We start from the raw sequence: 20543 nt of genomic DNA on the forward strand, positions 1-20543 counted from the left end.
GATCCTCTGCTGGCACTGCGCCTAAGGTGGCAGGCCTGCAGGCTTTTTATTCTGTAGCCATGTCATTTCAGGAAAACATGCCATGAATATGCGTAACATCGTTGCCATTGATTTAGGCGCATCCAGCGGGCGCGTCATGCTTGCGCAGTGGACGTCGGACAGCCAGAAAATCGCCCTGCGTGAAGTCCGTCGTTTCGCGAATCAGCGGGTTCAGCGCGGCGGCTATGACTGCTGGGATCTGGATCGTCTGGAGCAGGACATTCGCGCCGGACTGCAGCAACTGGATGATGAAGGCATCGTGCCGGACAGCATGGGTATTGATACCTGGGGCGTTGATTTGGTACTGCTGGATGCAGACGGACATCGCGTTGGCGAAGCCGTGAGCTACCGTGACAAACGCACCGAGGGCCTGATGGCCCAGGCGATTGACGATCTCGGCCAGCAGGCGATATACCAGCGCACCGGCATTCAGTTTCTGCCATTTAACACTTTATATCAGCTGCGCGCGCTACATCTGCAGCAGCCGGACTGGCAGTCGCAGGTGAAACATGCGCTGATGATTCCGGACTATCTACACTATCGTCTCACCGGCGAAATGAACTGGGAATACACCAACGCCACCACCACGCAGTTACTGAATATTCAAAGTGGTGAGTGGGATCGTGACTTGCTGGACTGGGCTGGCGTCGACTCCGCCTGGTTCGGCACACCGCATGCACCGGGCAATAACGTGGGTTACTGGGCCAGCGCCAGCGGCAAGCGGATCCCGGTGATTGCCGTAGCCACGCACGATACGGCCAGCGCGGTGCTGGCCACGCCACTGATGCACGACGATGCAGCCTATCTCAGTTCAGGTACCTGGTCGTTAATGGGGATTGAAAGTCTCCAACCCTATGTGAATGCGACTGCTTTACAGGCCAACATAACCAATGAAGGCGGCGCGGAAGGTTACCGGGTGCTGAAAAACATTATGGGGCTGTGGCTTTTACAGCGCGTCTGTAGCGAACTGAACATCCGCGACTTGCCCCTGCTTATTGCGGATGCCGCAAAACAGCCAGCCTGCCGCTCGCTCATAGATCCTAACCACCCTCGCTTTATTAACCCAGACAACATGGTGCAGGCAATCCAACATGCCTGTGCTGAACAGGCGATGCCGATACCGCACACTGCGGCCGAACTGGCACGCACCCTCTTTGACAGTCTGGCGCTCTTATATCGTCAGACAATCCTGGAACTCGGCCAGCTACGCGGCACACCGCTACGGCAGCTGCATATCGTGGGCGGCGGCAGCCAGAATCCTTTACTCAACCAGCTGTGTGCCGATGCCTGTCAACTGCCGGTGATTGCCGGTCCGGTAGAAGCCTCCACGCTGGGAAATGTGGGTTGCCAGCTCATCGCGCTAGGTGAACTGCGTGACGTCGCGGATTTGCGCCGCTGCATCAGCCGTAATTTCCCGTCAGACATCTTTGAACCGCTCGACAACAGCGCGTTTGCGGCCCATCAGGCGCGCTTCACCGCGCTGCTCCAACCTGCTAAGGAACTTGCATATGACAAAGCTGATTGAACAGGCCTTTGACCTGGCGAAACAACGTTATGCTGAGAATGGCGTTGATGTGGACCTTGTGATGGCGCAACTGGATGAGATCCCGGTCTCGATGCACTGTTGGCAGGGTGATGACGTGCGCGGTTTTGAAAATCCCAACGGGCAACTCACCGGCGGTATTCAGGCCACCGGCAACTATCCGGGACGGGCACGCAACGCCGACGAATTGCGCGCCGACATTGAAAAAGCCATATCGCTGATTCCGGGCGCCTTACGTCTGAATCTGCACGCGATCTATCTTGAGAGCAGCCAACCCGTTGAGCGCGATGCCATCGAGCCGAAACACTTCAGCAACTGGGTAGCGTGGGCAAAAAGCAACAGGCTGGGGCTGGATTTCAATCCCACCTGCTTTTCACATGAAAAGAGTGCCGATGGCTTTACGCTGTCGCACGCCGATTCAGGTATTCGCCAGTTTTGGATCGACCACTGTAAAGCCAGTCGCCATATTTCGGCTTACTTTGGTGAACAGCTCGGTACGCCTTCCGTGATGAACATTTGGGTGCCGGACGGCATGAAAGATCTCACCATCGACCGCTTTGCGCCGCGCCAGCGCCTTGCCAGCGCGCTTGACGCGATCATCAATGAGCAACTCAACCCGCAACACCATATTGATGCTGTCGAAAGCAAACTATTCGGGATTGGTGCGGAAAGCTACACCGTGGGTTCCAACGAATTCTGCCTTGGCTACGCCAGCAGCCGGCAGATTGCGCTGACGCTGGACGCCGGGCATTTCCACCCGACTGAAGTGATCTCCGACAAAATCTCTACCGCGATGCTGTACGTGCCGCGCCTGCTGCTGCATGTGAGCCGTCCGGTACGTTGGGACAGCGATCATGTAGTGCTGCTCGATGATGAAACTCAGGCGATTGCCCATGAGATCGCCCGCCAGAAACTCTTCGATAAGGTGCATATCGGTCTCGACTTTTTTGATGCCTCAATCAACCGCATTGCCGCCTGGGTCGTTGGTACGCGTAACGCCAAAAAAGCGTTGCTGCGGGCGCTGCTGGAGCCCAGCGATCGGCTGCGTAGGCTGGAGAGTGAAGGGGATTTCACCACACGGTTGGCCCTGCTGGAAGAGCAAAAGTCGCTGCCGTGGCAGGCGGTGTGGGAAGCATGGTGCCTGCGTCATGACGTTCCTGCCGATGCCAGCTGGCTGAGCGACGTCCGTCATTACGAACAACATACTTTGCGTCAACGCTAAGGGATAAACCATGCAAAACATTCTGACATCCTGGTTCGTACAGGGGATGGTAAAAGCCACCAGCGATATGTGGTTGAAAGGCTGGGATGAGCGTAACGGCGGTAACGTTAGCCTGCGCCTGCTTCCCGAAGAAGTGCAGGACTTCGCCAGCGACTTTTATGCCGAACCGCGCTGCATTGAACTGAGTAAACCGGCACCGGCGTTAGCTAACGACTGGTTTTTAGTGACCGGGTCTGGCAAGTTTTTTCGTAACGTGCAGCTCGACCCGGCAGACAGTCTGGTGCTGCTGCAGGTGGATGACCAGGGGTTGTCGTATAAAATTCACTGGGGATTAAGCAACGGTGGGCTGCCGACCTCTGAACTGGCGGCGCATTTCCAGTCGCACAGCGTACGCAAGCAGGTGACTCAGGGAAGCGATCGGGTGATTATGCACTGCCATGCTACTCACTTTATGGCGCTGAGCTACGTTGTAAATCTGGATTCGGCACGCTTTACGCGCCTGTTGTGGGAAGGCAGCACAGAGTGTCTGGTGGTGTTCCCGGACGGGGTGGGCATTTTGCCATGGATGGTGCCGGGCACTGACGGTATCGGTCAGGCAACGGCAGATGAGATGGCGATCCACAGCCTGGTCATGTGGCCCTTCCACGGCATCTTTGGCGCGGGTCCTAATCTTGATGAGACCTTTGGCCTGATCGACACCGCTGAAAAATCATCGGAGGTTGTCGTAAAAGCTCTATCTATGGGCGGTATTCGTCAGAGCATCACTACCGCGCAGCTGATCGCGCTGGGTGAACGCTTTAATGTTAAACCCTGGCAGGCAGCACTGGATGCGGAGCGCAGCGATGTTACGTAAAGCTTTTGTCATGCAGGTGCATGCTCACTGCCACGATGAATACCTGCGTCGCCATTCACCCATCTGGCCGGAACTGGAACAGACGCTAAAAGCGCATGGTGCCCATCACTATGCTATCTGGCTGGATGCAGATCGTAACCTGCTGTTCGCCAGTGTTGAGATTGAATCAGAAGCCCGCTGGCTCGCGGTGGCGCAAACCGAGGTTTGCCAGCGCTGGTGGGCATCGATGAAAGATTTAATGCCGTCTAATGCGGATAACAGCCCGGTGAGTTCAATATTAAAGCCGATGTTTTATTTGCCTTAGAGAGCTGATGAACAGAACGACACAATCCCGAACCGCGCATAACCAAACCCGCTAGCCATAACGCGCTAGCCAAATGGCAAAAAACATAAAGCCCGCTCGGGTTTCCCTGAGCGGGTTTATCGATACAGATCGTAAAACGCTAAATGTCCTCGTAGCCATTCACTTAAACAACCGAATGCGCCTTCAGCTTTGCAGCAATACCGTATGAACCCCTCATTCCTTCGCGCCATACTTCTCTTTATCGCTTTACACCTATATAGCATTTAACCTATATCCCGGAGTTGTGTGGCCGATTAAAACAACGGATACGTTTGACTGCTGGTTTACCTCGCTTAGCGATATCGACAGGGCTGACGTGCTTGCAGCATTGTTGGTCCTGCGGGAGAAGGGGCCGGGTTTGTCCAGACCTTATACCGATAAGCTCAAAGGCTCCCGCTATAGCAACATGAAAGAACGACGTATCCAGAGCCGGGGCTATCCTTTACGGGCATTTTTGCCTTTGAGCCGGCCCGAACCGGCATTGTGCTTTGTGCTGGAAATAAGGTCGGCAATGAAAAACGTTTTTACGACGCGATGCTCCCGGTTGCTGACCGGGAATTTACGAACTGGCTTAACGCATTAAAAAATAAGGAGTAACGCGATGGGCAGAACGCTGGAACAGCTTATTGCGGATGAAAAAAATGACGTCGTGGATGAAGCTCAGGCGATGGCGACGGACATCCTGCTCAATATTCACCTTGCCGAACTGCGTGAGAAAGTACAAAAAACGCAGGTAGAAATGGCGCAGGCGCTGGGCATCAAACAACCTACCGTTGCAAGAATGGAAAAACCGGGGCACGACCTGAAGCTGTCCACGCTCAAACGCTATGTTGAAGCGACCGGTGGCAAGTTTCGCCTTGATGTTGAACTGCCGGATGGTTCTCACTACGGTTTTGTGCTTTAAACCCGCAGGGCCGTTCAACGTAGCCAGCCGATCGTTTCTTAGGGTTTTGCACGATGCCTGCGCGACGGCCCCAACGCATTTTCCATTCGCGCGGCGACGCTCTCAGCCAGGTGTTGCTGCGCGAGACAGCTATTCTTTGTCAGTCGTTAACGGATAAACTCGCGCTGCTTGCGGGCACCGGAAACAAAGTAAAGCCTGCGGACGGGTACTCGCACAATATAGGGCTCTTTTCGGATGAGGCGATAGTTGAATACCAAAGACGTGAATCGCCTGAATCAACAAGCAGAGACGGACCATAAGAATCGGTCAGTTCAGGGGTTTTGCAAGACGTGATACGACGGATTTTCAGGGCTGAAAAGGGACAGGTTTGTCGTGCCATTATCGAAATGAAATAAAAGGAATCGTACAACGCATTTCGCCGGACGCGTAGGGTAGGTCGATACGCGTCGGGGAAGATTTTCACGCTAACTTACGGCAACCTGGCTGAGCAGGTACGTTTCAGTAGGCCTGAAAACAGGAAGATGGCTCCTCTGACTGGACTCGAACCAGTGACATACGGATTAACAGTCCGCCGTTCTACCGACTGAACTACAGAGGAATCGTTTGAACGGGGCGCATATTATCGACGTCCCGCAGGCTTGTCAAAGCTCTTTTTCACAAAACTGTCTAATTGCTGAAATACTCGCCAACTCCCGCGTTTTAACCGTTTCGCTTAGCGTACTGACGCAATCGAATAGCTGTAATTTTGCACCTTTTATTCAGTAAACAGAATCTCCGTTTCATTTTTATAAAGCTTTGCACGACATTCCCTCACGAATGTTCTTTATGTTCGTCACATTTATTTCATTTTTAAATTGAAATACTCATAAATGGAATTTAAATTTCATTTAATCCTTTCTCTGTCAGCCCGGAGTTAAAATGAACAAAGTCAGAATCGGCATGATCGGCAGTGGCTATATCGGTCGTTGCCACGCGATTGCCTATGCCCAGGCACCCGCGGTGTTTGCGTTAAAAGGGGAGATCGTGCGTGAAATGCTGGCAGAGGTTAATCCCGAACTGGCCGCAAAGCAGGCCGCCACCTTTGGTTTTTCCCGCTCTACGGGCAACTGGCGCGAGCTGGTGAGCGACCCGAATATTGATGTTGTGGACATCTGCGCGCCCAATTTCCTGCATAAAGAGATGGCGCTGGCCGCCATTGCTAACGGCAAACACGTGTATTCCGAAAAGCCGTTATCCCTGACGGTGGCCGATGCGCGGGAAATGGTTGAAGCGGCCAATACAGCAGGGGTTAAAACCCTGGTGGGCTTCAACTATATGAAGAATCCGACCAGTCAGCTGGCAAAAGAGATCATCGCGCGCGGTGAAATCGGCGAGGTGGTGCACTTTTACGGCACGCACAACGAAGACTATCTGGCGAAACCGGAAACGCCACTCGACTGGCACTGCCAGAAAGCGCTGGCCGGGTTAGGCGCGCTGGGCGATCTGGCGGCGCACATCGTCAATATGGCGCACTACCTGGTGGGCAATATTGCGGAAGTCAGTGGGGATATGATGACGGTGATTAAAACCCGTCCTGACCCAAAGGATCTCAGCCGTCAGTTGCCGGTTGAAAATGAAGATCAGGCCAGCGCCTTGCTGCGCTTTCACAACGGTGCGCACGGTGTGATTGAAACCTCGCGTATCGCCTGTGGGGCCAAGATGGGGTTGACCTATGTCGTGACCGGCACCAAAGGTACCCTGCGTTACACTCAGGAGCGCATGGCCGAGCTGGAGCTGTATATCCATGATGAACCGGCGGGGCGGCAGGGCTTTAAAACCCTGCTGACCGGGCCTGCGCATCCGGACTATGCTAACTTCTGCGTCTCAGCAGGTCATGGTATTGGCTTTAACGATCAGAAAACGGTAGAAATTCGCGATCTCATTAATGGCATTGCCGCTGGCGACCCTATGTGGCCTGATTTTGCAGAAGGATTGCAGGTGCAGAAGGTGCTTGAGGCCATCGCGCTGTCGGCGGCAGAAAGGCGCTGGATGGCGGTATAGCCTTTAAGTGACATTATACAAAACCAGTCCATGATCCGGATGTGGCCCCGGGCTTAGTGCCGGGGCCGGTTGATGCTGATCAGGCTGAGACTTTATCCCACCACAGTTTATCCATCGCATAATAGCGATCACGCTGACTAACAGGCTGAGACAGATCGCGCTGCCACGGCTTATCCAGAATGTAATGCAGGTTCTTCACCTCTTCACATTCCCACAGCTTATCGTGCTGGAAACGCAGCGTTTTTAGGGCATTGTAGACATAGGAGAGCGGCAGCCACTGGCCTTTAAAAGCCTCGTTCAGCAAATCCTGCTCTGAAAAGGCGTACTGGCTCAGGTCCTCTATAGCGGCAATGCGCGCTTCAAGTTTTTCAAAAACGGCGTTATCAGGCTCCAGCACCAGAAAGCCGCCGTTGAGGTAATAATCCACATGTGCGGGCGGCGACTCCTCACGTTCCTGCCAGGTGTAGTGGCAGAACTCGGGCTGCCAGCTGTCGGGATAGGCCTCGATCTGATTCGGATTGCAGCGGCAGGCGTGGCAGGCGGCCAGCGCATGGCCACCCAGATCCAGCGAGAACAGCTCATCCATGTTCTGAAGTACCAGCATATCGGCATCCAGAAAGACCACCCGCTGATAGTCGGTCAACTGCCAGGCGCGCAGTTTGGTCCAGACTTCACCAAAACGTTCAGATGCATACTGCGGGTTCAAATCGCTGTGCGGATAAAGCCCCTCCACATGTTGGATTAAGCAGCCTTCCTCTTCCAGGATCGCGCAGTCTTGCTCATCAATGGCAGCGGTTGCCATCACGACCAGGGGCCAACGCGTTTGACTTTGAGTGAGTGAACGGCGCAGCGCTTTTACGCCGACCAGATAATCCGGTTGCGTCAGTAAGGTTACCCAGGCAAACATATCATCCCTTATCGAATTGATTAAACAGTGCAGCGGTGTAGTCGTTGCTCAGACGGCCTTGCGGATCGAACTGCTCACGCAGAGCACGGAAGGACGCCCAGTGCGGGTAGAGATCCTGCCAGCGGTACAGCGAGGCGTCGTAATACTTGCCCCAGTGAGGGCGACCGCCTTCTTCTGCCAGAAGCTTCTCCACCTCACTTAAAAAGTGCAGGCCCGCTTCTGAAAGGGAGCCGTCGTCGGCGTAATACACCACAAAGCCAAAGAAGCAGGTGGGCTGGTCAAAGGCCGGGCTGAGCCATGCCGATGACGCACCTGTACAACGCAGGATGATGGGATAGTGCATATGCGGGCGATTGTCGGCGTACCAGCGTTTAATCTTGCTGATGACTGCTGGCGTTTTTTCCAGCGGTACGCCAATTTCGACGTTGATCTGCGGCACGGCGATACCGCGACAGAACAGCTGATAGATGTCGCCTGTCACATCGGTAAAATCCCGAAAGCGCGTTACGGTACGGAACTGTTTGCCGCCCTTGCCGTGAATTTGGGTGTCGCGATGCATGTGTTCCAGCGTCTGATCGATCGTGTCGTTGAGGCTGTCGTCGCCTTCATCGGCGTGTTCCATCACCTCACGATCGTTCTGCGCATAATGGTGGATCTCCTCCTCGCTGGCCTGATGTGCATTCCAGACGTGGATAAAATTGTCATCCACAAACCACCAGGCTTTGCTGAGTTCGTATTCATCATTCCAGCGCAGCAAATCACTTTCCAGGCTGTCCGCCGACACCGCATTTTTATGGCAGGTGAAAATACGAAACGGCTGCGTGCGCAGGGTCACTTCGGTCACAATGCCCAGCACGCCCAGCGACACCAGTGCGGCAGGAAAATCTGCATCGCCACGTGACAGCTCACGGATCGAGCCGTCGCTCAGCACCATGCGAATGTGCTCAGCCTCATCAGCAATGGAACTCTGGTGCAGGCCCTGACCGTGAGTGCCGGTAGCCATTGCGCCCGCCAGCGTCTGAACCGAAATCACGCCGGGTGAGGAGGCGAGCATACGATCCATTTCCGTTAAGGTACTGTAGATTTGTTCCAGCGGGGTCGCGCCGGCGAACGTGACGCTATGTGCATCACTGCGGATCAGGCCGGACAGTGCACTCAGATCCAGCAGCAAATCATCGGGGTGCACGGCCAGCATTCTGCCTGGAGAGTAGGTTTTACCGGTTACGCGCACCTTGCCGCTTGACTCACGCAGTAACTGCCGGAGTGCGGCCTCGTCAGCAGGACGTTTAACCTGCTGCTGCGCACCAATCTGTGCGTTTTGCGCCCAGTTCCAGACTGCATCATCTTGTGGATCAAGGTGGGTCTGGCGAAGCGGATAAAGGTTGGCGTCTTTGCTCAAACTGCTTTCCTTACTTAAGTGATATTAAGAATACCCCTTAAGCATAGACTATCGCTTTCAACGCCCTGTGAGCCTACTGATGCCGACAGATATAACGCAGCGTGGCCGTCACCGCTAACTGGCGATTGCGGCTGATAATATCCTCTTCACTTTTGTCCGGACTGAACAGCGTATTAAACGTGAACCGGTTAGAAACCTGATGTACGCAGATACTACTGATAAGGCGATGTACATCCAGCGTGTCCAGCGGCTGAATAAACAGCCCCTGCTGCTGACCGCGCGTCAGGATGTCATCCAGCAGATCCAGCGCGCTGCGGTTAAGCTGGCTCAGCCGCACGGATTGTGAGATGTAGCGTCCGCGAGAGAGGTTCTCCATGCAGATCAGCCGAATAAAATCAGGATGCGAAACGTGATAATCGAAGCTGGCCTCAACCAGTTTCGTAATGGCCTGTCCGGGTTCCATTGCCGCCAGATTCAGGCCGGTTTCATGTTCCCTGATCTGCTGATAAACCTGCTCCAGCACATCAATATAGAGCTGCTCTTTATTGCCAAAGTGGTAGACCACCATGCGTTTCGTCGTCTGAGCACTCTCGGCGATCTGCTCCAGCCGGGCGCCCTGCATGCCGAACTCAGCAAAGATTTTGAGTGCGCCAGCCAGAATGCGTTTTTTAAGCCCTTCAGGATCGTTTTTGCGTTTTGTCGTGTCCGTCATAGTGCTCAGTGGGTTGCCAGGTAACGAGAAGGTAAGGGGGCGATATTACCACAGCGTAACCATGCGGGTGGGGATACAGCAGTAAAATCCCCTTTAAGCAGGATTAATCAGCCTGTTCTGAAGCCCCGTTATCCACAAGGCAGCCGTCACCTACCTGTTATTTCACCTGGTCGCTCAATTACAGCGTTTTAACAATCATACCCATGGCGGCCAGCAGCATCATCACGCCCACGACCCGGTACATGATCCGCAGCGAGCGCGGGCGGGTCAGAAACACGCGGACTTTCACCGCCGCCAAAATAAACATCGCGCCCACGGCCAGTAATACGGCAGCGGTAACGGGAACCAGTACGGCACCCCAGAATTTCAGTGAAATTGCCTCCAGGGAAATAACGAGCGGCAGTATTGCCAGATAAAAGGCAATCGTTTTGGGGTTGCCCAGCGTAATACTCAGCCCCGACAGCCAGGCGGAGACCAGTTGCTGACGGGTAACCTTCTGGTCAATGCTGATAGCATGGGGTTGATAAGACCAGAACTGCCAGGCCAGATAGCCCAAATAAAGCGCCGCCGCCCAGTTAATCAACGTAAAGAGCGCGGTATAGGTCTTGGCCACAATGCCCAGACCAAATACGGCCAGGGTTAAATAAAACACATCGCCCATTATCACGCCGATAAGCGCAGCAAAGCCTGCCAGTGAACCCCCATTGATGCTACGCGCAACGATCGTCGTCATCCCAGGGCCCGGAATCGCGGCGGCCAGTCCCAGCGCCAAAATATAAGGCAGTAATTCAGTTTGAAGCGACATGATGTTTCCTTCATTCAATAGGGATAAGAACGTTGTTTACAGGCGTGATTGCGTTAACAGAGCGTGCATTCTGGAAAGAATGCGATGCCGCTTGCTCATCCCGCTTCTGAGCATAAGAACCTGCTCTGTGCCGTTTAATGCCATTCCTCTGCTGCGCAATACAGCCTGATTAAAGTATGCCTGAGCTGGGCAGAAATACGTTGTCTGAATATCGCTTCTGTGCCGTAATTATGGCAATAATTTGCCTGTAAAATAGGTTAAACAGAAAGGATATGACTGATATGCCGCTTGATAAGACAGAGGTGAAAATTTTAAGCATCTTGCAGGATGATGCCCGGATGACCAATCAGGAGCTTGCCGATAAGATCGGTATGTCTGCCTCGCCCTGCTGGCGCAAAGTCCGCAAACTGGAAGAGCAGGGCGTGATAAAGGGCTATCGGGCAGTGCTGGACCGTAAGAAAACCGGCTCGGGCGTTATGGTTTTTATTCGGGTGGTCATTGACTGCCACAGCGAAGCTGAAGCGGAAAAGTTTGAGCAGCAGGTGACCGCGCTGGAGGATGTTGTGGCCTGCTACAGTATCGGCGGCGATGCCGATTTTTTGTTACAGGTGGTGGCAACCGACCTCGACTCTTACGCCGAGTTTGCCATGTCGGTGGTGCGCAGGCTGCCGCGCATTAAAGAGATGCAAAGTATGTTTGTTTTGAAAGAGATTAAACCGCTGACGGCCTATCCGGTTAAAAACCCCCGATGAGATGATTGGCTCACGCTTATGCCGTGTTTGTCAGAAGGCCTTTGTTATTTTAATGCGATATTGCGACACGGCGCTTAACGTGCAGGTCTGTTTTAGCCGGTGAGTTATAATGTCCGGTTTTTGCACCCTAAAGGCCGGTAAAAGACGTTCGCCCTTTAGGGATTTGAATACGGCTAGCGCGTTTCTACGACAGGCAGGCGAATATCATCATTGCAAACTCACAACGCGATATCACCTGCCTTTGTCATTTAAATACGCCATTGACGATGACGTGTTAAAGGCTCGGAAAATCGCGGGCTGTTTTAAATGGCCCGCCCGATTTTTTTCGTGCCTTTCATGTAGTAAAGATTGTGATAGTGACCATTTGAATAAATCACCACGAATCTGCGCGCGCCAACATAGGCGCCAAAACTGTTTTTTGCGTTAATCACGCCCGGGATGACCCAGCCAAACATCAGTTCTTCTTTATCCTCGGGCACATTCATTACCCAGGTATACCCTTTAAAAGGTTTAAAAAAGCGATAATGCGCGCTGTAAGGATCTTTCAGGTGATAATAAAACGTATTTCTGACATCCGTTTTATAAGTGTCTGGCAGCGTACCGTAGTTGGCGAGCTGCACCTGGAGGGGATCGGGTTCATGGGAGCGTGCTACACATCCTGTCAACATCATGGTTAAAGCAAAATATAGAATGGGATTTCTCATCCATAGCCTCTTAGGGGGACGTTTTTTATTATAGAGCGAAACACTAGCACCCGGTTTATATTTCGGTCTATAAACCGTTGATGAACGGATAATTTATATTCAGTAATCAGTTGGTCATGTGCATGGATCAAATGGGAAAAAGCGAAGGGTGTACTGGCTTGTTCTGGGAACCTGATGTTGGCAGCAATCGTCGTTCAGAGGCGACTGGAGAGTATAAAGATCAACAAAAAGCCCGCTCAGGTTTCCCTGAGCGGGCTTCTTTAAATCTGGCTCCTCTGACTGGACTCGAACCAGTGACATACGGATTAACAGTCCGCCGTTCTACCGACTGAACTACAGAGGAATCGTGCTACAGGGCGCATAGTAATGGAGTCGGCATGCTGAGTCAAAGCGGTTTTACCCGCTTTCGGATCGTTTGCTGAAGGATTCAGCAGCCTGGTTGTTTCATCCACAGTTTACCGCATGGCAGGGCCGTTCAAATCGTCAGGAAAGGCCAGTTTAAGACGCCGAAACAGTCTTATATAGATCATGTTTTCTGCAGGTTAGCCACTGTGTCGCAGCGCCGCAATGTGCCGCCTGTTCCGTGATAAACGGCTATGGTTAAAGAGAGCAAACCCAACCATGGAGATGCGAATGAACGAGCAACTGAAAGCGCAGATAGCCTCAAGGCTGGCGATTACGGCCGGGCAAAGGCAGCAGACGCGCACTGCGCTCAGCCAGGGCCAGCAGGCGGAACCGGACTCACGACGAGCGCAGCGCTATGCGTTTCAACAGCGGGCCCGCCAGAGCGTCATTATGGGCGCTAACGACTTGCTGCCGGTGTCATTTTTACAGCAGGGGTTACGCGCAGCCCGCGCCGTCGCGCTGGTCAGAGAAGATGGCATACCTAAGGGAAGTGGATTTCTGACCTATGGCAACCTCTTCGTCACGAATCATCACGTGCTGCCTGAAGCCCCCATTTCGGGGCGCATCACGCTGCAGTTCGGTTATCGCCAAGACGAATCCGGCGAAATTCTTCCGGGACGTCTCTATGCGGTGGATGCCGACAGCTTCTGGCTTTCCAGCCCGACGGAGGCGTTCGACTGTACGTTAATAGCGCTTGGCGAGGCGCTTACCGACAGCGGTGAGCCACCGCTGCCGCTGGCACTTAACGATCGTAATGATAAACATGCGCTGGGCATCAGCCTCAATCTCATTCATCATCCGGGTGGTGCGCCACAGCAAATCACGCTGCGCAACAATGCCCTGTTAGCACGTCACGAACAGTTTCTGCACTATGAGGCCGACAGTGAAGGCGGCTCGTCAGGTGCACCGGTCTTCAACGACGGCTGGCAGCTGGTGGCCCTTCATCATGGCGCCACAGAAGACAGCGGAAAATGGGTTAACGAAGGCATTCGCATGAGTGCGCTCACCGACTGGCTGAAGGGCGAGTTGCCAGCGCTGTCCCCGCATGGGCAGGCAATCCTGATGCAGGCGCTCACGGCCGATAATGCACCGCTACTGCCTGAGTCCAGTGCCGCCGCGCCAGATGAAAACTACTCTAATCGCGACGGTTTTCAGACAGACTTTCTGGCGGACAATCCTGTCGATCTGGCACAGATTATCGCGCCGCGTGCAGGGGAAGTCGCCCCTCTGCGTGACGGGCGCAACGGCGCTGATGCCAGGCTGAATTACGAGCACTTTTCTCTGCTGATGAATGCCGAACGACGGCTGGCTTTTTTTACCGCCACCAATATCGATGGGGCACGTTATATCAACATTGACCGTGGCAGTGGGCAACCTTCGCTGTTGCCCGAAGGTGACCGCTGGTATGAAGACAGCCGCATCGACAGCCGCTATGTTACTGGTCAGTCGTTTTATAGCGCGTTCAGTCGCTGGTTCGATCGCGGTCATCTCACCCGCCGCAGCGATCCCACCTGGGGCACGGCGGCCGAGGCGGTGCGCGCCAATAAAGACACGTTCCACTTCACTAATTGTTCCCCGCAGCATTTTCGCTTTAACCAGAGCGTGCAGTATTGGCAAGGGGTTGAGCGCTATATCCTGGAATACGGCGTGTTAAAAACCAAACAGCAAATTAGTGTACTGACCGGCCCGGTACTGAACGATCAACATCGGCAGTACGGGGATTTGCAGGTCCCGCTGCTGTTCTGGAAGGTCGTTCTGCGCATCGGTCCACAGGGCACGCCGCAGGCCACCGCACTGCTGGTCAGTCAGGATAAGCTGCTGGATGAGCCTCGCCGCGTGTTGCCGCTTTTACAACCGGAAGCGGTGCCGCAGGTGGATGAATATCGCGTGGCGGTTCGTTCACTGGAAACCCTGACCGGGCTTGATTTCAGCGCATTTCGCGACTGGGACAGCTGGCAGCCCGATCCCAGCCTGCTGGCCGAGCCTGTGCAGGCAAAGCTGATTATGACGTGGCCGGAGCTATTGTAAACGCGAAGAAAACGTCACTGGCTGACGCCTTAAGCTGGGGCTGCATATTCCCAAGGCGTGCGGTATGGGGATCTGCGGCACCTGCAAGGTGAAATGCCTGGAAGGGGAAGTGGAGATGAACCACAACGGCGGCATCACAGATGAGGACGTGGAAGAGGGCTATATTTTGTCGTGCTGTAGCATTCCCAAATGCAATATTGTCGTCGAGTTTTAAACCCATGCAGACGAAGGCTTGCGGGGAGCATCCTCTTTTTTCCGACGTTGAGGCGTCAGTGAACAGCGAACCTCATCGAGATTCGCTGTGTAATGCCATTGTAAAAAGCAGGCGGGAGCGCGTGAAAGGGGGGCTACTCCGGGTGTGGCGATTGTTGTCATACGTGCGCAACAACGGCAGCAATGCCAGCCTGAACCCTGTGATTTTCTGTGCTGTGGATCAGGGCTTTATTCCTGTGCCGGCACCCGTTGAACCGGGATGCTCTACGAAAACAGAAAATATGCTTCACCATGAACCCACAACCCGTTCTCAGACATGAAACGCCGCTACCATACCGCGCAGCGCCTGCGCCTGTTCAGACAGCGAACGCGAGGCTGAAGACGACTCCTCGACCAGCGCCGCATTGTTCTGCGTCACGCCGTCCATCTGACTCACCGCCACGCTGACCTGTGAAATCCCCTGCATCTGCTCGGAGGACGCCAGAGAGAGGGAGTCCATGGCCTCCGCCAGCTCGCCGACCATCCCGACAATTTTGATGATGCTCTGCCCGGTCGAGGAGGCCACGGCAACGCCGCTTTCCACTTGCTCAACGGCCTGTTCAATCAGGATCTTGATATCGCGGGCCGCCGTGGCGCTGCGCTGCGCCAGCGTGCGCACCTCACCGGCCACCACGGCAAAACCGCGGCCTTCCTCGCCGGCGCGCGCCGCCTCCACCGCGGCGTTCAGGGCCAGGATGTTGGTCTGAAACGCGATGCTTTCAATGACCGAGGTAATGTCCCGGACTTTAGCGGCACTGACGGAAATATCCTGCATCGTGCCAGACATCCGCTGCACGTCGGCCTCACCCGAACGGGCCAACTGGGCCGTATCGCGGGCCGATTCAGCGGTTTGCTGCGCGCCAGCGGTGTTGCTCTTCACCGTGGCGGTCAGTTGCTCCATGCTGGCAGCGGTTTCCTGCAGGGCGGCCGCCTGCTGCTCGGTTCGTGACGACAGCTCGGTGTTGCCCTGGGCGATTTCGTCGGCCGCCAGCGCCACGGAAGTGGAAGCATCCTTTATCTGCGATACCAGGCCGCGCAGCCTGGCCTGCATGCTGTCCAGTGAGGCAAGCAGGCTGCTGGTGTCGTTGCGACGCAGCAGCACGGTGGAGGTGAGGTCTCCGGAAGCGATGGTCGCGGCCAGCGCCTGAGCCTGTGCAGGTTCACCGCCCAGTTGGCGCATCAGCTTCCTGCTGATGACGAGACAAATCAGGGCGCCGGAAATGACGGTTGCAATGATGAGAACAATAAAGGTTTTGATAACGCGGCTGGCGGATGCGTTACTTTCCACGGCGGTGTTTTCAGCAAAGGCACGCTGCATGTCCGTGAGTTCGTTGAGACTGGAGATAAGGATTTGCTGAGGGGGACGAACAACGTTGGTCAGATAATCTGCGAGGCCATTCAGTTGTCTCTGCCTGCCCATGTTTGCCGCCGTCGCGAGTGTCGTGAGCGCGGCCTGTTCATTCTGCTGTACTTTCCTGAGTAGGCCAATTTCCTGCTGGTTATGGTCGCGTTCGATCATGGATGCGAGCTCAGTGCGTTTCTGGGTATAAACCCCTTTCTGAGTTTCAAAGCGGCCCCACTCATTCTCAATTGCTTTTTGATCAGAGAAGAGCGCCATGTTTCTCACCTCAACAAGCATGTTTCTCAGCGCCGTACCTGCATCATTAGACAAAGTCACTTTTTTAAGGTTGGTGTTGACGATCTCATCAATATTCTGACGCGTCTCAAGCAGATTGCTGATTGCAACCGCTGAACTGATGACGAAAAGCAGTATCAAAAAAGCAAAGCCAGCAGACAGTCGTGTCGATACCTTCATCATTCTCTCCGGTTATGGTGTTGTCGTACCCATGTTGTTTTCGGCAAAGAACGAGTGAACCTAAGTGTCCTTTTCAGAAACCGCAGAACGACGCTTTTTTAAGACGGAGGGGATATCGGTAGGGGCTGACGCCATAAAAGCCATTATTTTTATATCAACACATGACTCAAGACTTCTGTTGCCTGTAAACATACCTGACCACGCCAGCGCTATGGGTAGCGCTTCCTTGCCCAATGCTGTCGCGGACAGCGCCACGCTTTACAAACAGAAAGCCTTAGCCTTGTAGACGTTAGCCAAACCGGGCGCAGAACAGCGCGGAAGAGCCCAGCTTTCAACAGGATACCTCCTTTTACTGCGCCAGCCTGCAGGTCGGAATCTGAACCAACTTTTCCAGTTTAGTGCGGTTATGCGGGATTGATCTTCTTTTTCAGCCAGTTACGCATAGCGTCGCGCGGATGGCAGACGGAGTCAGTGACGGGCACCTGATGCAATGCGGGATTCTTTTTGGTCGAGGCGCTCTCGGAGAGGACAGCGGCGTGAACCGTCAGGATGGACAAGCAGAGAAAGACGCTGTGAATCAGTCAGTATAAAAGGCGATCACAAGGGGGATGCTGAGGCTTTTCACGTAGGGCTGGGGAACAGATTTATGACGCTATTATCGAGCGGGAATGATGCCAATCAGACTTGCTGTTTTGCCGAATGCGCAGGTTAACCCCACTACGCATCGGAAAAATTTCTCACGCAGACGTAATAAAACCGGATTGAAAGGCTTTAAAGCATGCCTGAAAACAAGAATTTGGCTCCTCTGACTGGACTCGAACCAGTGACATACGGATTAACAGTCCGCCGTTCTACCGACTGAACTACAGAGGAATTGTCAGAACGGGGCGAATAGTAGCGGCGCCGGTTAGGGATGTCAAAGCCCTCTTTCATGGTTTGCGTTTAAGTGCTCGTAAAAGCAGCGTATTGGTGAATATCAGACACATTCGCTTGCTTTTCAAACTGCTAACAGGATCTCACTTTAACGCCATTTCTCAGTAGATGTTAGACGCATGTCAAAGTTTTGTTATTTGACGATATCAAAACGCTTGTTTCAGTGCTTTTATGATAAAAATTTCAAAAAAGAAATATATGGAATAAACAAACTGCTTGGCGCCTGAAAGTGGGATGGACGTACCAGCGCCAGGACGATACCGTCAGCATGTTAAGTAAAATCATGCGGATAAGAAAAGCAGTGGTGATTTTAGCAAAAGCATCAACGTAGTCGTCTTACCTCAAATTTTCCATAAAAACGCCGGCGAGGCGGTGTGAATGTAAAAGATATTTTTCATTCAAAACGTAAATCGCTAGCAAGTTAACAAATAAGAAGGGTCCCTATGAACATCAAAAAAACGATTGTTGCCTCACTGTTAGCCTGCATGTTGCCCGCCGCTGCGATGGCGAAAGATATTTCCGTGGGTGTTTCTATGGCGGTGTTTGATGACAACTTTCTGACGATTGTGCGTAACGCTGTACAAAATGAGATGAAAAAAGATGGCGTCAAAGGCCAGATCGAAGATGCCAAAGGCGATGTGGCCCAGCAGCTCCAGCAGGTACAGAACTTTATTGGACAGGGCGTTGACGCCATCATTGTTAACCCCGTCGACACTGACGCTGTAAAACCCATTATCGATCAGGCGTCCAAGGCCGGTGTGGCGTTGGTATTTGTTAACCGTAAACCCCAGGCCCAGCTAGGCGACAAAATGGCGTTTGTGGGCTCTGACTCTGAACTGGCGGGCCGTCTGCAGATGGAAGCCCTGGCGAAGGCGATGAACGGCAAGGGCAACGTTGCCATTTTATTAGGTGATCTGGCTAACGAATCGACCCGCGAACGCACCAAAGGCGTGGAAGCCGTAGTGGCGAAATACCCGAATATTAAAGTGGTGCAAAAGCAGACGGCGAAATTCAGCCGCAACGATGCGGTAGATGTCGTGAGCAACTGGATGACCGCTGGCGATGATATCAATGCCATCGCGTCAAACAATGATGAAATGGCGATTGGTGCCATTCAGGCATTAGGCAAGAACGATAAACACATTCTGGTGGCAGGCGTGGATGGCACACCGGATGCGTTGCAGATGATCAAGAACGGCAAGATGGTGGCCAGCGTATTCCAGGATGCAAAAGGGCAGGGTGAAGGCGCTGTTCAGACCGCAATCAAACTGGCAAACGGTGAAAAAGTGCAGAAGATTGTTGATATCCCATTCCAGCTGATCACCAAAGACAACTACACCAAATATACCAGCATGAACCAAAAATAAACGTCTGAACCCGTAGTACGGAGGTGATGTATGACCGCTTTTGCGCTTGAAGCCGAAGGCATCAGCAAGTTCTTTCCGGGTGTGAAGGCACTGGACAATGTGTCGCTGCGCGTCCGCTCTGGAACGGTACATGCTTTGATGGGTGAAAATGGCGCGGGCAAATCCACTTTAATGAAGTGCCTGATCGGGATTTACCGTCCCGATCAGGGCACCATCAAGATTAAAGGGGAGCCAGTGCAGTTCAGGGACACCATGGATGCGTTACGTTCGGGTGTGTCAATGATCCACCAGGAGCTGAATCTGGTGCCGCACATGACCGTGGCCGAGAATATCTGGCTGGGGCGGGAGCCGATGAAATTTGGTTTTGTCGATCATGCCCGGCTAAATAAAGACACGCAGGCGCTGCTTAACCGGCTCAATATCAAACTGAAAGCCGACCGCATGGTAGGCGAACTGAGCATCGCCTCACAGCAGATGGTGGAAATCGCCAAAGCGGTGTCCTGGGATGCCGACATTGTCATTATGGATGAGCCCACCTCCGCGTTGACGGAAACCGAAGTCGCACATTTATTTACCATCATTCGCGATCTGCGCGAACAGGGTAAAGCCATCGTTTATATCAGTCACAAAATGGATGAGATCTTTTCCATCACGGATGAGATCAGCGTGTTTCGTGACGGCAGTTGGGTGGGCAGCGACAGCACCAGTGCGTTCACGCGCCAGTCTCTGATCACTAAAATGGTCGGGCGTGAGCTGACACAGCTTTTCCCTAAATTCAACAATGCCATCGGGGAAGAGGTGCTGACCGTTCGTCATCTGAGCTGCAAAGACCGCTTCACCGACGTCAGTTTCGGTGTGCGCCGGGGAGAAATTCTCGGTGTGGCAGGCCTGGTCGGAGCCGGGCGCAGCGAAGTGATGGAAAGCCTGTTTGGCATGACGCATTTTGACAGCGGCGAAATTCTGATTGACGGCATCCCGGCGAATATTGACTCACCGTCGGTCGCCATCGAAAAGGGCATGGCATTTTTGACTGAAGATCGTAAAAAGTCAGGATTGTTTTTGGTGTTGTCGGTGCTGGAGAACATGAGCATTGTCAACATGCCGGAATACAGCGGCAAAAGCGGCTTTGTCAGCCATGTCAAAATGGCTCAGGACTGCATGGATCAAATTCGCCGTCTGAATATTAAAACCCCTACCATGGATCAAATCATCAATAACCTGAGCGGCGGCAATCAGCAGAAAGTGCTTATCGCCCGCTGGCTATTGGCTCAACCGAAAATCCTGATCCTGGATGAGCCGACGCGCGGCATTGATGTTGGGGCAAAAGCAGAAATTTATCGTTTGATTAGTGAGCTTGCCAACCGTGGCGTTGCCATCATTATGGTGTCCTCAGAGCTGCCTGAAATTCTGGGCATGAGTGACCGCATCATGGTGATGCATGGTGGGCGCATTACCGGCATCCTCGATAAAGAAGAGGCCGATCAGGAAACTATTTTGTCGTTAGCATCCGAATGAGGCG

The 20543-nt window shown here is 53.5% G+C and carries 16 protein-coding genes, 3 tRNA genes and 2 pseudogenes; 12 read left to right on the top strand and 9 right to left on the bottom strand.

Annotated features, from left to right (window positions below):
* The first annotated feature begins 82 nt into the window (after positions 1 to 82).
* From rhaB to proR, 6 genes and pseudogenes are all read left to right on the top strand, one after another.
* Positions 83 to 1564: a rhamnulokinase gene (gene rhaB / locus PAGR_RS08175; RefSeq protein ID WP_014605483.1), complete on the top strand. Its 1482-nt coding sequence runs from the start codon at positions 83 to 85 to the stop codon at positions 1562 to 1564.
* A complete protein-coding gene (locus PAGR_RS08180) occupies positions 1548 to 2804 on the top strand; it encodes an L-rhamnose isomerase (protein ID WP_014605484.1) in 1257 nt (418 codons plus the stop codon). Before rhaB ends, PAGR_RS08180 begins: the two co-directional genes overlap by 17 nt.
* A gap of 10 nt (positions 2805 to 2814) precedes the next feature.
* Entirely contained in the window at positions 2815 to 3657 is an 843-nt protein-coding gene (rhaD, locus tag PAGR_RS08185; RefSeq protein ID WP_013026315.1) for a rhamnulose-1-phosphate aldolase, read from the top strand.
* Positions 3647 to 3961 (top strand): L-rhamnose mutarotase, encoded by a 315-nt coding sequence (gene rhaM, locus PAGR_RS08190; protein ID WP_014605485.1) that lies wholly within the window; start codon positions 3647 to 3649, stop codon positions 3959 to 3961. Before rhaD ends, rhaM begins: the two co-directional genes overlap by 11 nt.
* A 283-nt stretch (positions 3962 to 4244) precedes the next feature.
* A pseudogene (locus PAGR_RS23030) lies at positions 4245 to 4597 on the top strand (type II toxin-antitoxin system RelE/ParE family toxin).
* A gap of 4 nt (positions 4598 to 4601) precedes the next feature.
* Positions 4602 to 4904: a transcriptional regulator ProR gene (gene proR, locus PAGR_RS08195; RefSeq protein ID WP_014605486.1), complete on the top strand. Its 303-nt coding sequence runs from the start codon at positions 4602 to 4604 to the stop codon at positions 4902 to 4904.
* Between the two features lie 522 nt (positions 4905 to 5426).
* On the opposite strand, the gene PAGR_RS08200 is transcribed toward proR, so the two are convergent.
* Positions 5427 to 5502: transfer RNA gene (locus tag PAGR_RS08200), tRNA-Asn, on the bottom strand.
* Between the two features lie 320 nt (positions 5503 to 5822).
* Here PAGR_RS08200 and PAGR_RS08205 point away from each other — a divergent pair.
* Complete coding sequence (locus tag PAGR_RS08205; RefSeq protein ID WP_014605487.1) at positions 5823 to 6944, top strand: Gfo/Idh/MocA family protein; 1122 nt, start codon at positions 5823 to 5825, stop codon at positions 6942 to 6944.
* 79 nt (positions 6945 to 7023) lie between these two features.
* Here the strand turns inward: PAGR_RS08205 and PAGR_RS08210 are convergent, their stop codons facing one another.
* The 4 genes from PAGR_RS08210 to PAGR_RS08225 form a co-directional block, all read right to left on the bottom strand.
* Complete coding sequence (locus PAGR_RS08210; RefSeq protein WP_014605488.1) at positions 7024 to 7851, bottom strand: glycosyltransferase family 8 protein; 828 nt, start codon at positions 7849 to 7851, stop codon at positions 7024 to 7026.
* Position 7852: 1 nt separating this feature from the next.
* Positions 7853 to 9250, bottom strand: coding sequence for a D-arabinono-1,4-lactone oxidase (locus PAGR_RS08215; RefSeq protein ID WP_014605489.1), 1398 nt, complete (start codon positions 9248 to 9250; stop codon positions 7853 to 7855).
* Positions 9251 to 9323: 73 nt separating this feature from the next.
* On the bottom strand, positions 9324 to 9962 hold the full coding sequence (locus PAGR_RS08220) for a TetR/AcrR family transcriptional regulator (RefSeq protein ID WP_013026308.1): 639 nt from the start codon (positions 9960 to 9962) through the stop codon (positions 9324 to 9326).
* Between the two features lie 178 nt (positions 9963 to 10140).
* Positions 10141 to 10767 carry a LysE family translocator gene (locus PAGR_RS08225; protein WP_014605490.1) on the bottom strand — a complete coding sequence of 209 codons (627 nt, stop codon included), beginning with the start codon at positions 10765 to 10767 and terminating at the stop codon, positions 10141 to 10143.
* A gap of 281 nt (positions 10768 to 11048) precedes the next feature.
* Between PAGR_RS08225 and PAGR_RS08230 the strand changes: the two genes are divergently transcribed.
* Entirely contained in the window at positions 11049 to 11519 is a 471-nt protein-coding gene (locus PAGR_RS08230; protein ID WP_014605491.1) for an Lrp/AsnC family transcriptional regulator, read from the top strand.
* Positions 11520 to 11821: 302 nt separating this feature from the next.
* On the opposite strand, the gene PAGR_RS08235 is transcribed toward PAGR_RS08230, so the two are convergent.
* Together PAGR_RS08235 and PAGR_RS08240 are read right to left on the bottom strand one after the other, a co-directional pair.
* Positions 11822 to 12223 carry a hypothetical protein gene (locus PAGR_RS08235; protein ID WP_014605492.1) on the bottom strand — a complete coding sequence of 134 codons (402 nt, stop codon included), beginning with the start codon at positions 12221 to 12223 and terminating at the stop codon, positions 11822 to 11824.
* 267 nt (positions 12224 to 12490) lie between these two features.
* Positions 12491 to 12566 (bottom strand) — tRNA-Asn (locus tag PAGR_RS08240).
* A gap of 290 nt (positions 12567 to 12856) precedes the next feature.
* Here PAGR_RS08240 and PAGR_RS08245 point away from each other — a divergent pair.
* On the top strand, positions 12857 to 14656 hold the full coding sequence (locus PAGR_RS08245) for a DNA/RNA non-specific endonuclease (RefSeq protein ID WP_014605493.1): 1800 nt from the start codon (positions 12857 to 12859) through the stop codon (positions 14654 to 14656).
* A 31-nt stretch (positions 14657 to 14687) separates the two neighbouring features.
* Positions 14688 to 14870 (top strand): annotated as a pseudogene (locus PAGR_RS08250) (2Fe-2S iron-sulfur cluster-binding protein); the annotation flags it as partial.
* A gap of 309 nt (positions 14871 to 15179) precedes the next feature.
* Here the strand turns inward: PAGR_RS08250 and PAGR_RS08255 are convergent.
* Together PAGR_RS08255 and PAGR_RS08260 are read right to left on the bottom strand one after the other, a co-directional pair.
* Positions 15180 to 16724: a methyl-accepting chemotaxis protein gene (locus tag PAGR_RS08255; protein WP_014605495.1), complete on the bottom strand. Its 1545-nt coding sequence runs from the start codon at positions 16722 to 16724 to the stop codon at positions 15180 to 15182.
* Positions 16725 to 17521: 797 nt separating this feature from the next.
* Positions 17522 to 17597, bottom strand: a tRNA-Asn gene (locus PAGR_RS08260).
* Between the two features lie 503 nt (positions 17598 to 18100).
* Between PAGR_RS08260 and PAGR_RS08265 the strand changes: the two genes are divergently transcribed.
* Together PAGR_RS08265 and PAGR_RS08270 are read left to right on the top strand one after the other, a co-directional pair.
* Positions 18101 to 19024 (top strand): sugar ABC transporter substrate-binding protein, encoded by a 924-nt coding sequence (locus tag PAGR_RS08265; RefSeq protein ID WP_013026300.1) that lies wholly within the window; start codon positions 18101 to 18103, stop codon positions 19022 to 19024.
* A gap of 30 nt (positions 19025 to 19054) precedes the next feature.
* Positions 19055 to 20539 carry a sugar ABC transporter ATP-binding protein gene (locus PAGR_RS08270; protein ID WP_013026299.1) on the top strand — a complete coding sequence of 495 codons (1485 nt, stop codon included), beginning with the start codon at positions 19055 to 19057 and terminating at the stop codon, positions 20537 to 20539.
* Positions 20540 to 20543 lie beyond the last annotated feature (4 nt).

It is taken from the genome of Pantoea ananatis PA13 (genome assembly GCF_000233595.1).
Lineage (GTDB): Bacteria > Pseudomonadota > Gammaproteobacteria > Enterobacterales > Enterobacteriaceae > Pantoea > Pantoea ananatis.

Bases quoted from the DNA above. Each gene is read 5' to 3' on its own strand.
- rhaB (WP_014605483.1), top strand. From the start codon at position 83: ATGAATATGCGTAACATCGTTGCCATTGATTTAGGCGCATCCAGCGGG.
- PAGR_RS08180 (WP_014605484.1), top strand. From the start codon at position 1,548: ATGACAAAGCTGATTGAACAGGCCTTTGACCTGGCGAAACAACGTTAT.
- rhaD (WP_013026315.1), top strand. From the start codon at position 2,815: ATGCAAAACATTCTGACATCCTGGTTCGTACAGGGGATGGTAAAAGCC.
- rhaM (WP_014605485.1), top strand. From the start codon at position 3,647: ATGTTACGTAAAGCTTTTGTCATGCAGGTGCATGCTCACTGCCACGAT.
- proR (WP_014605486.1), top strand. From the start codon at position 4,602: ATGGGCAGAACGCTGGAACAGCTTATTGCGGATGAAAAAAATGACGTC.
- PAGR_RS08205 (WP_014605487.1), top strand. From the start codon at position 5,823: ATGAACAAAGTCAGAATCGGCATGATCGGCAGTGGCTATATCGGTCGT.
- PAGR_RS08210 (WP_014605488.1), bottom strand. From the start codon at position 7,851: ATGTTTGCCTGGGTAACCTTACTGACGCAACCGGATTATCTGGTCGGC.
- PAGR_RS08220 (WP_013026308.1), bottom strand. From the start codon at position 9,962: ATGACGGACACGACAAAACGCAAAAACGATCCTGAAGGGCTTAAAAAA.
- PAGR_RS08225 (WP_014605490.1), bottom strand. From the start codon at position 10,767: ATGTCGCTTCAAACTGAATTACTGCCTTATATTTTGGCGCTGGGACTG.
- PAGR_RS08230 (WP_014605491.1), top strand. From the start codon at position 11,049: ATGCCGCTTGATAAGACAGAGGTGAAAATTTTAAGCATCTTGCAGGAT.
- PAGR_RS08235 (WP_014605492.1), bottom strand. From the start codon at position 12,223: ATGAGAAATCCCATTCTATATTTTGCTTTAACCATGATGTTGACAGGA.
- PAGR_RS08245 (WP_014605493.1), top strand. From the start codon at position 12,857: ATGAACGAGCAACTGAAAGCGCAGATAGCCTCAAGGCTGGCGATTACG.
- PAGR_RS08255 (WP_014605495.1), bottom strand. From the start codon at position 16,724: ATGAAGGTATCGACACGACTGTCTGCTGGCTTTGCTTTTTTGATACTG.
- PAGR_RS08265 (WP_013026300.1), top strand. From the start codon at position 18,101: ATGAACATCAAAAAAACGATTGTTGCCTCACTGTTAGCCTGCATGTTG.
- PAGR_RS08270 (WP_013026299.1), top strand. From the start codon at position 19,055: ATGACCGCTTTTGCGCTTGAAGCCGAAGGCATCAGCAAGTTCTTTCCG.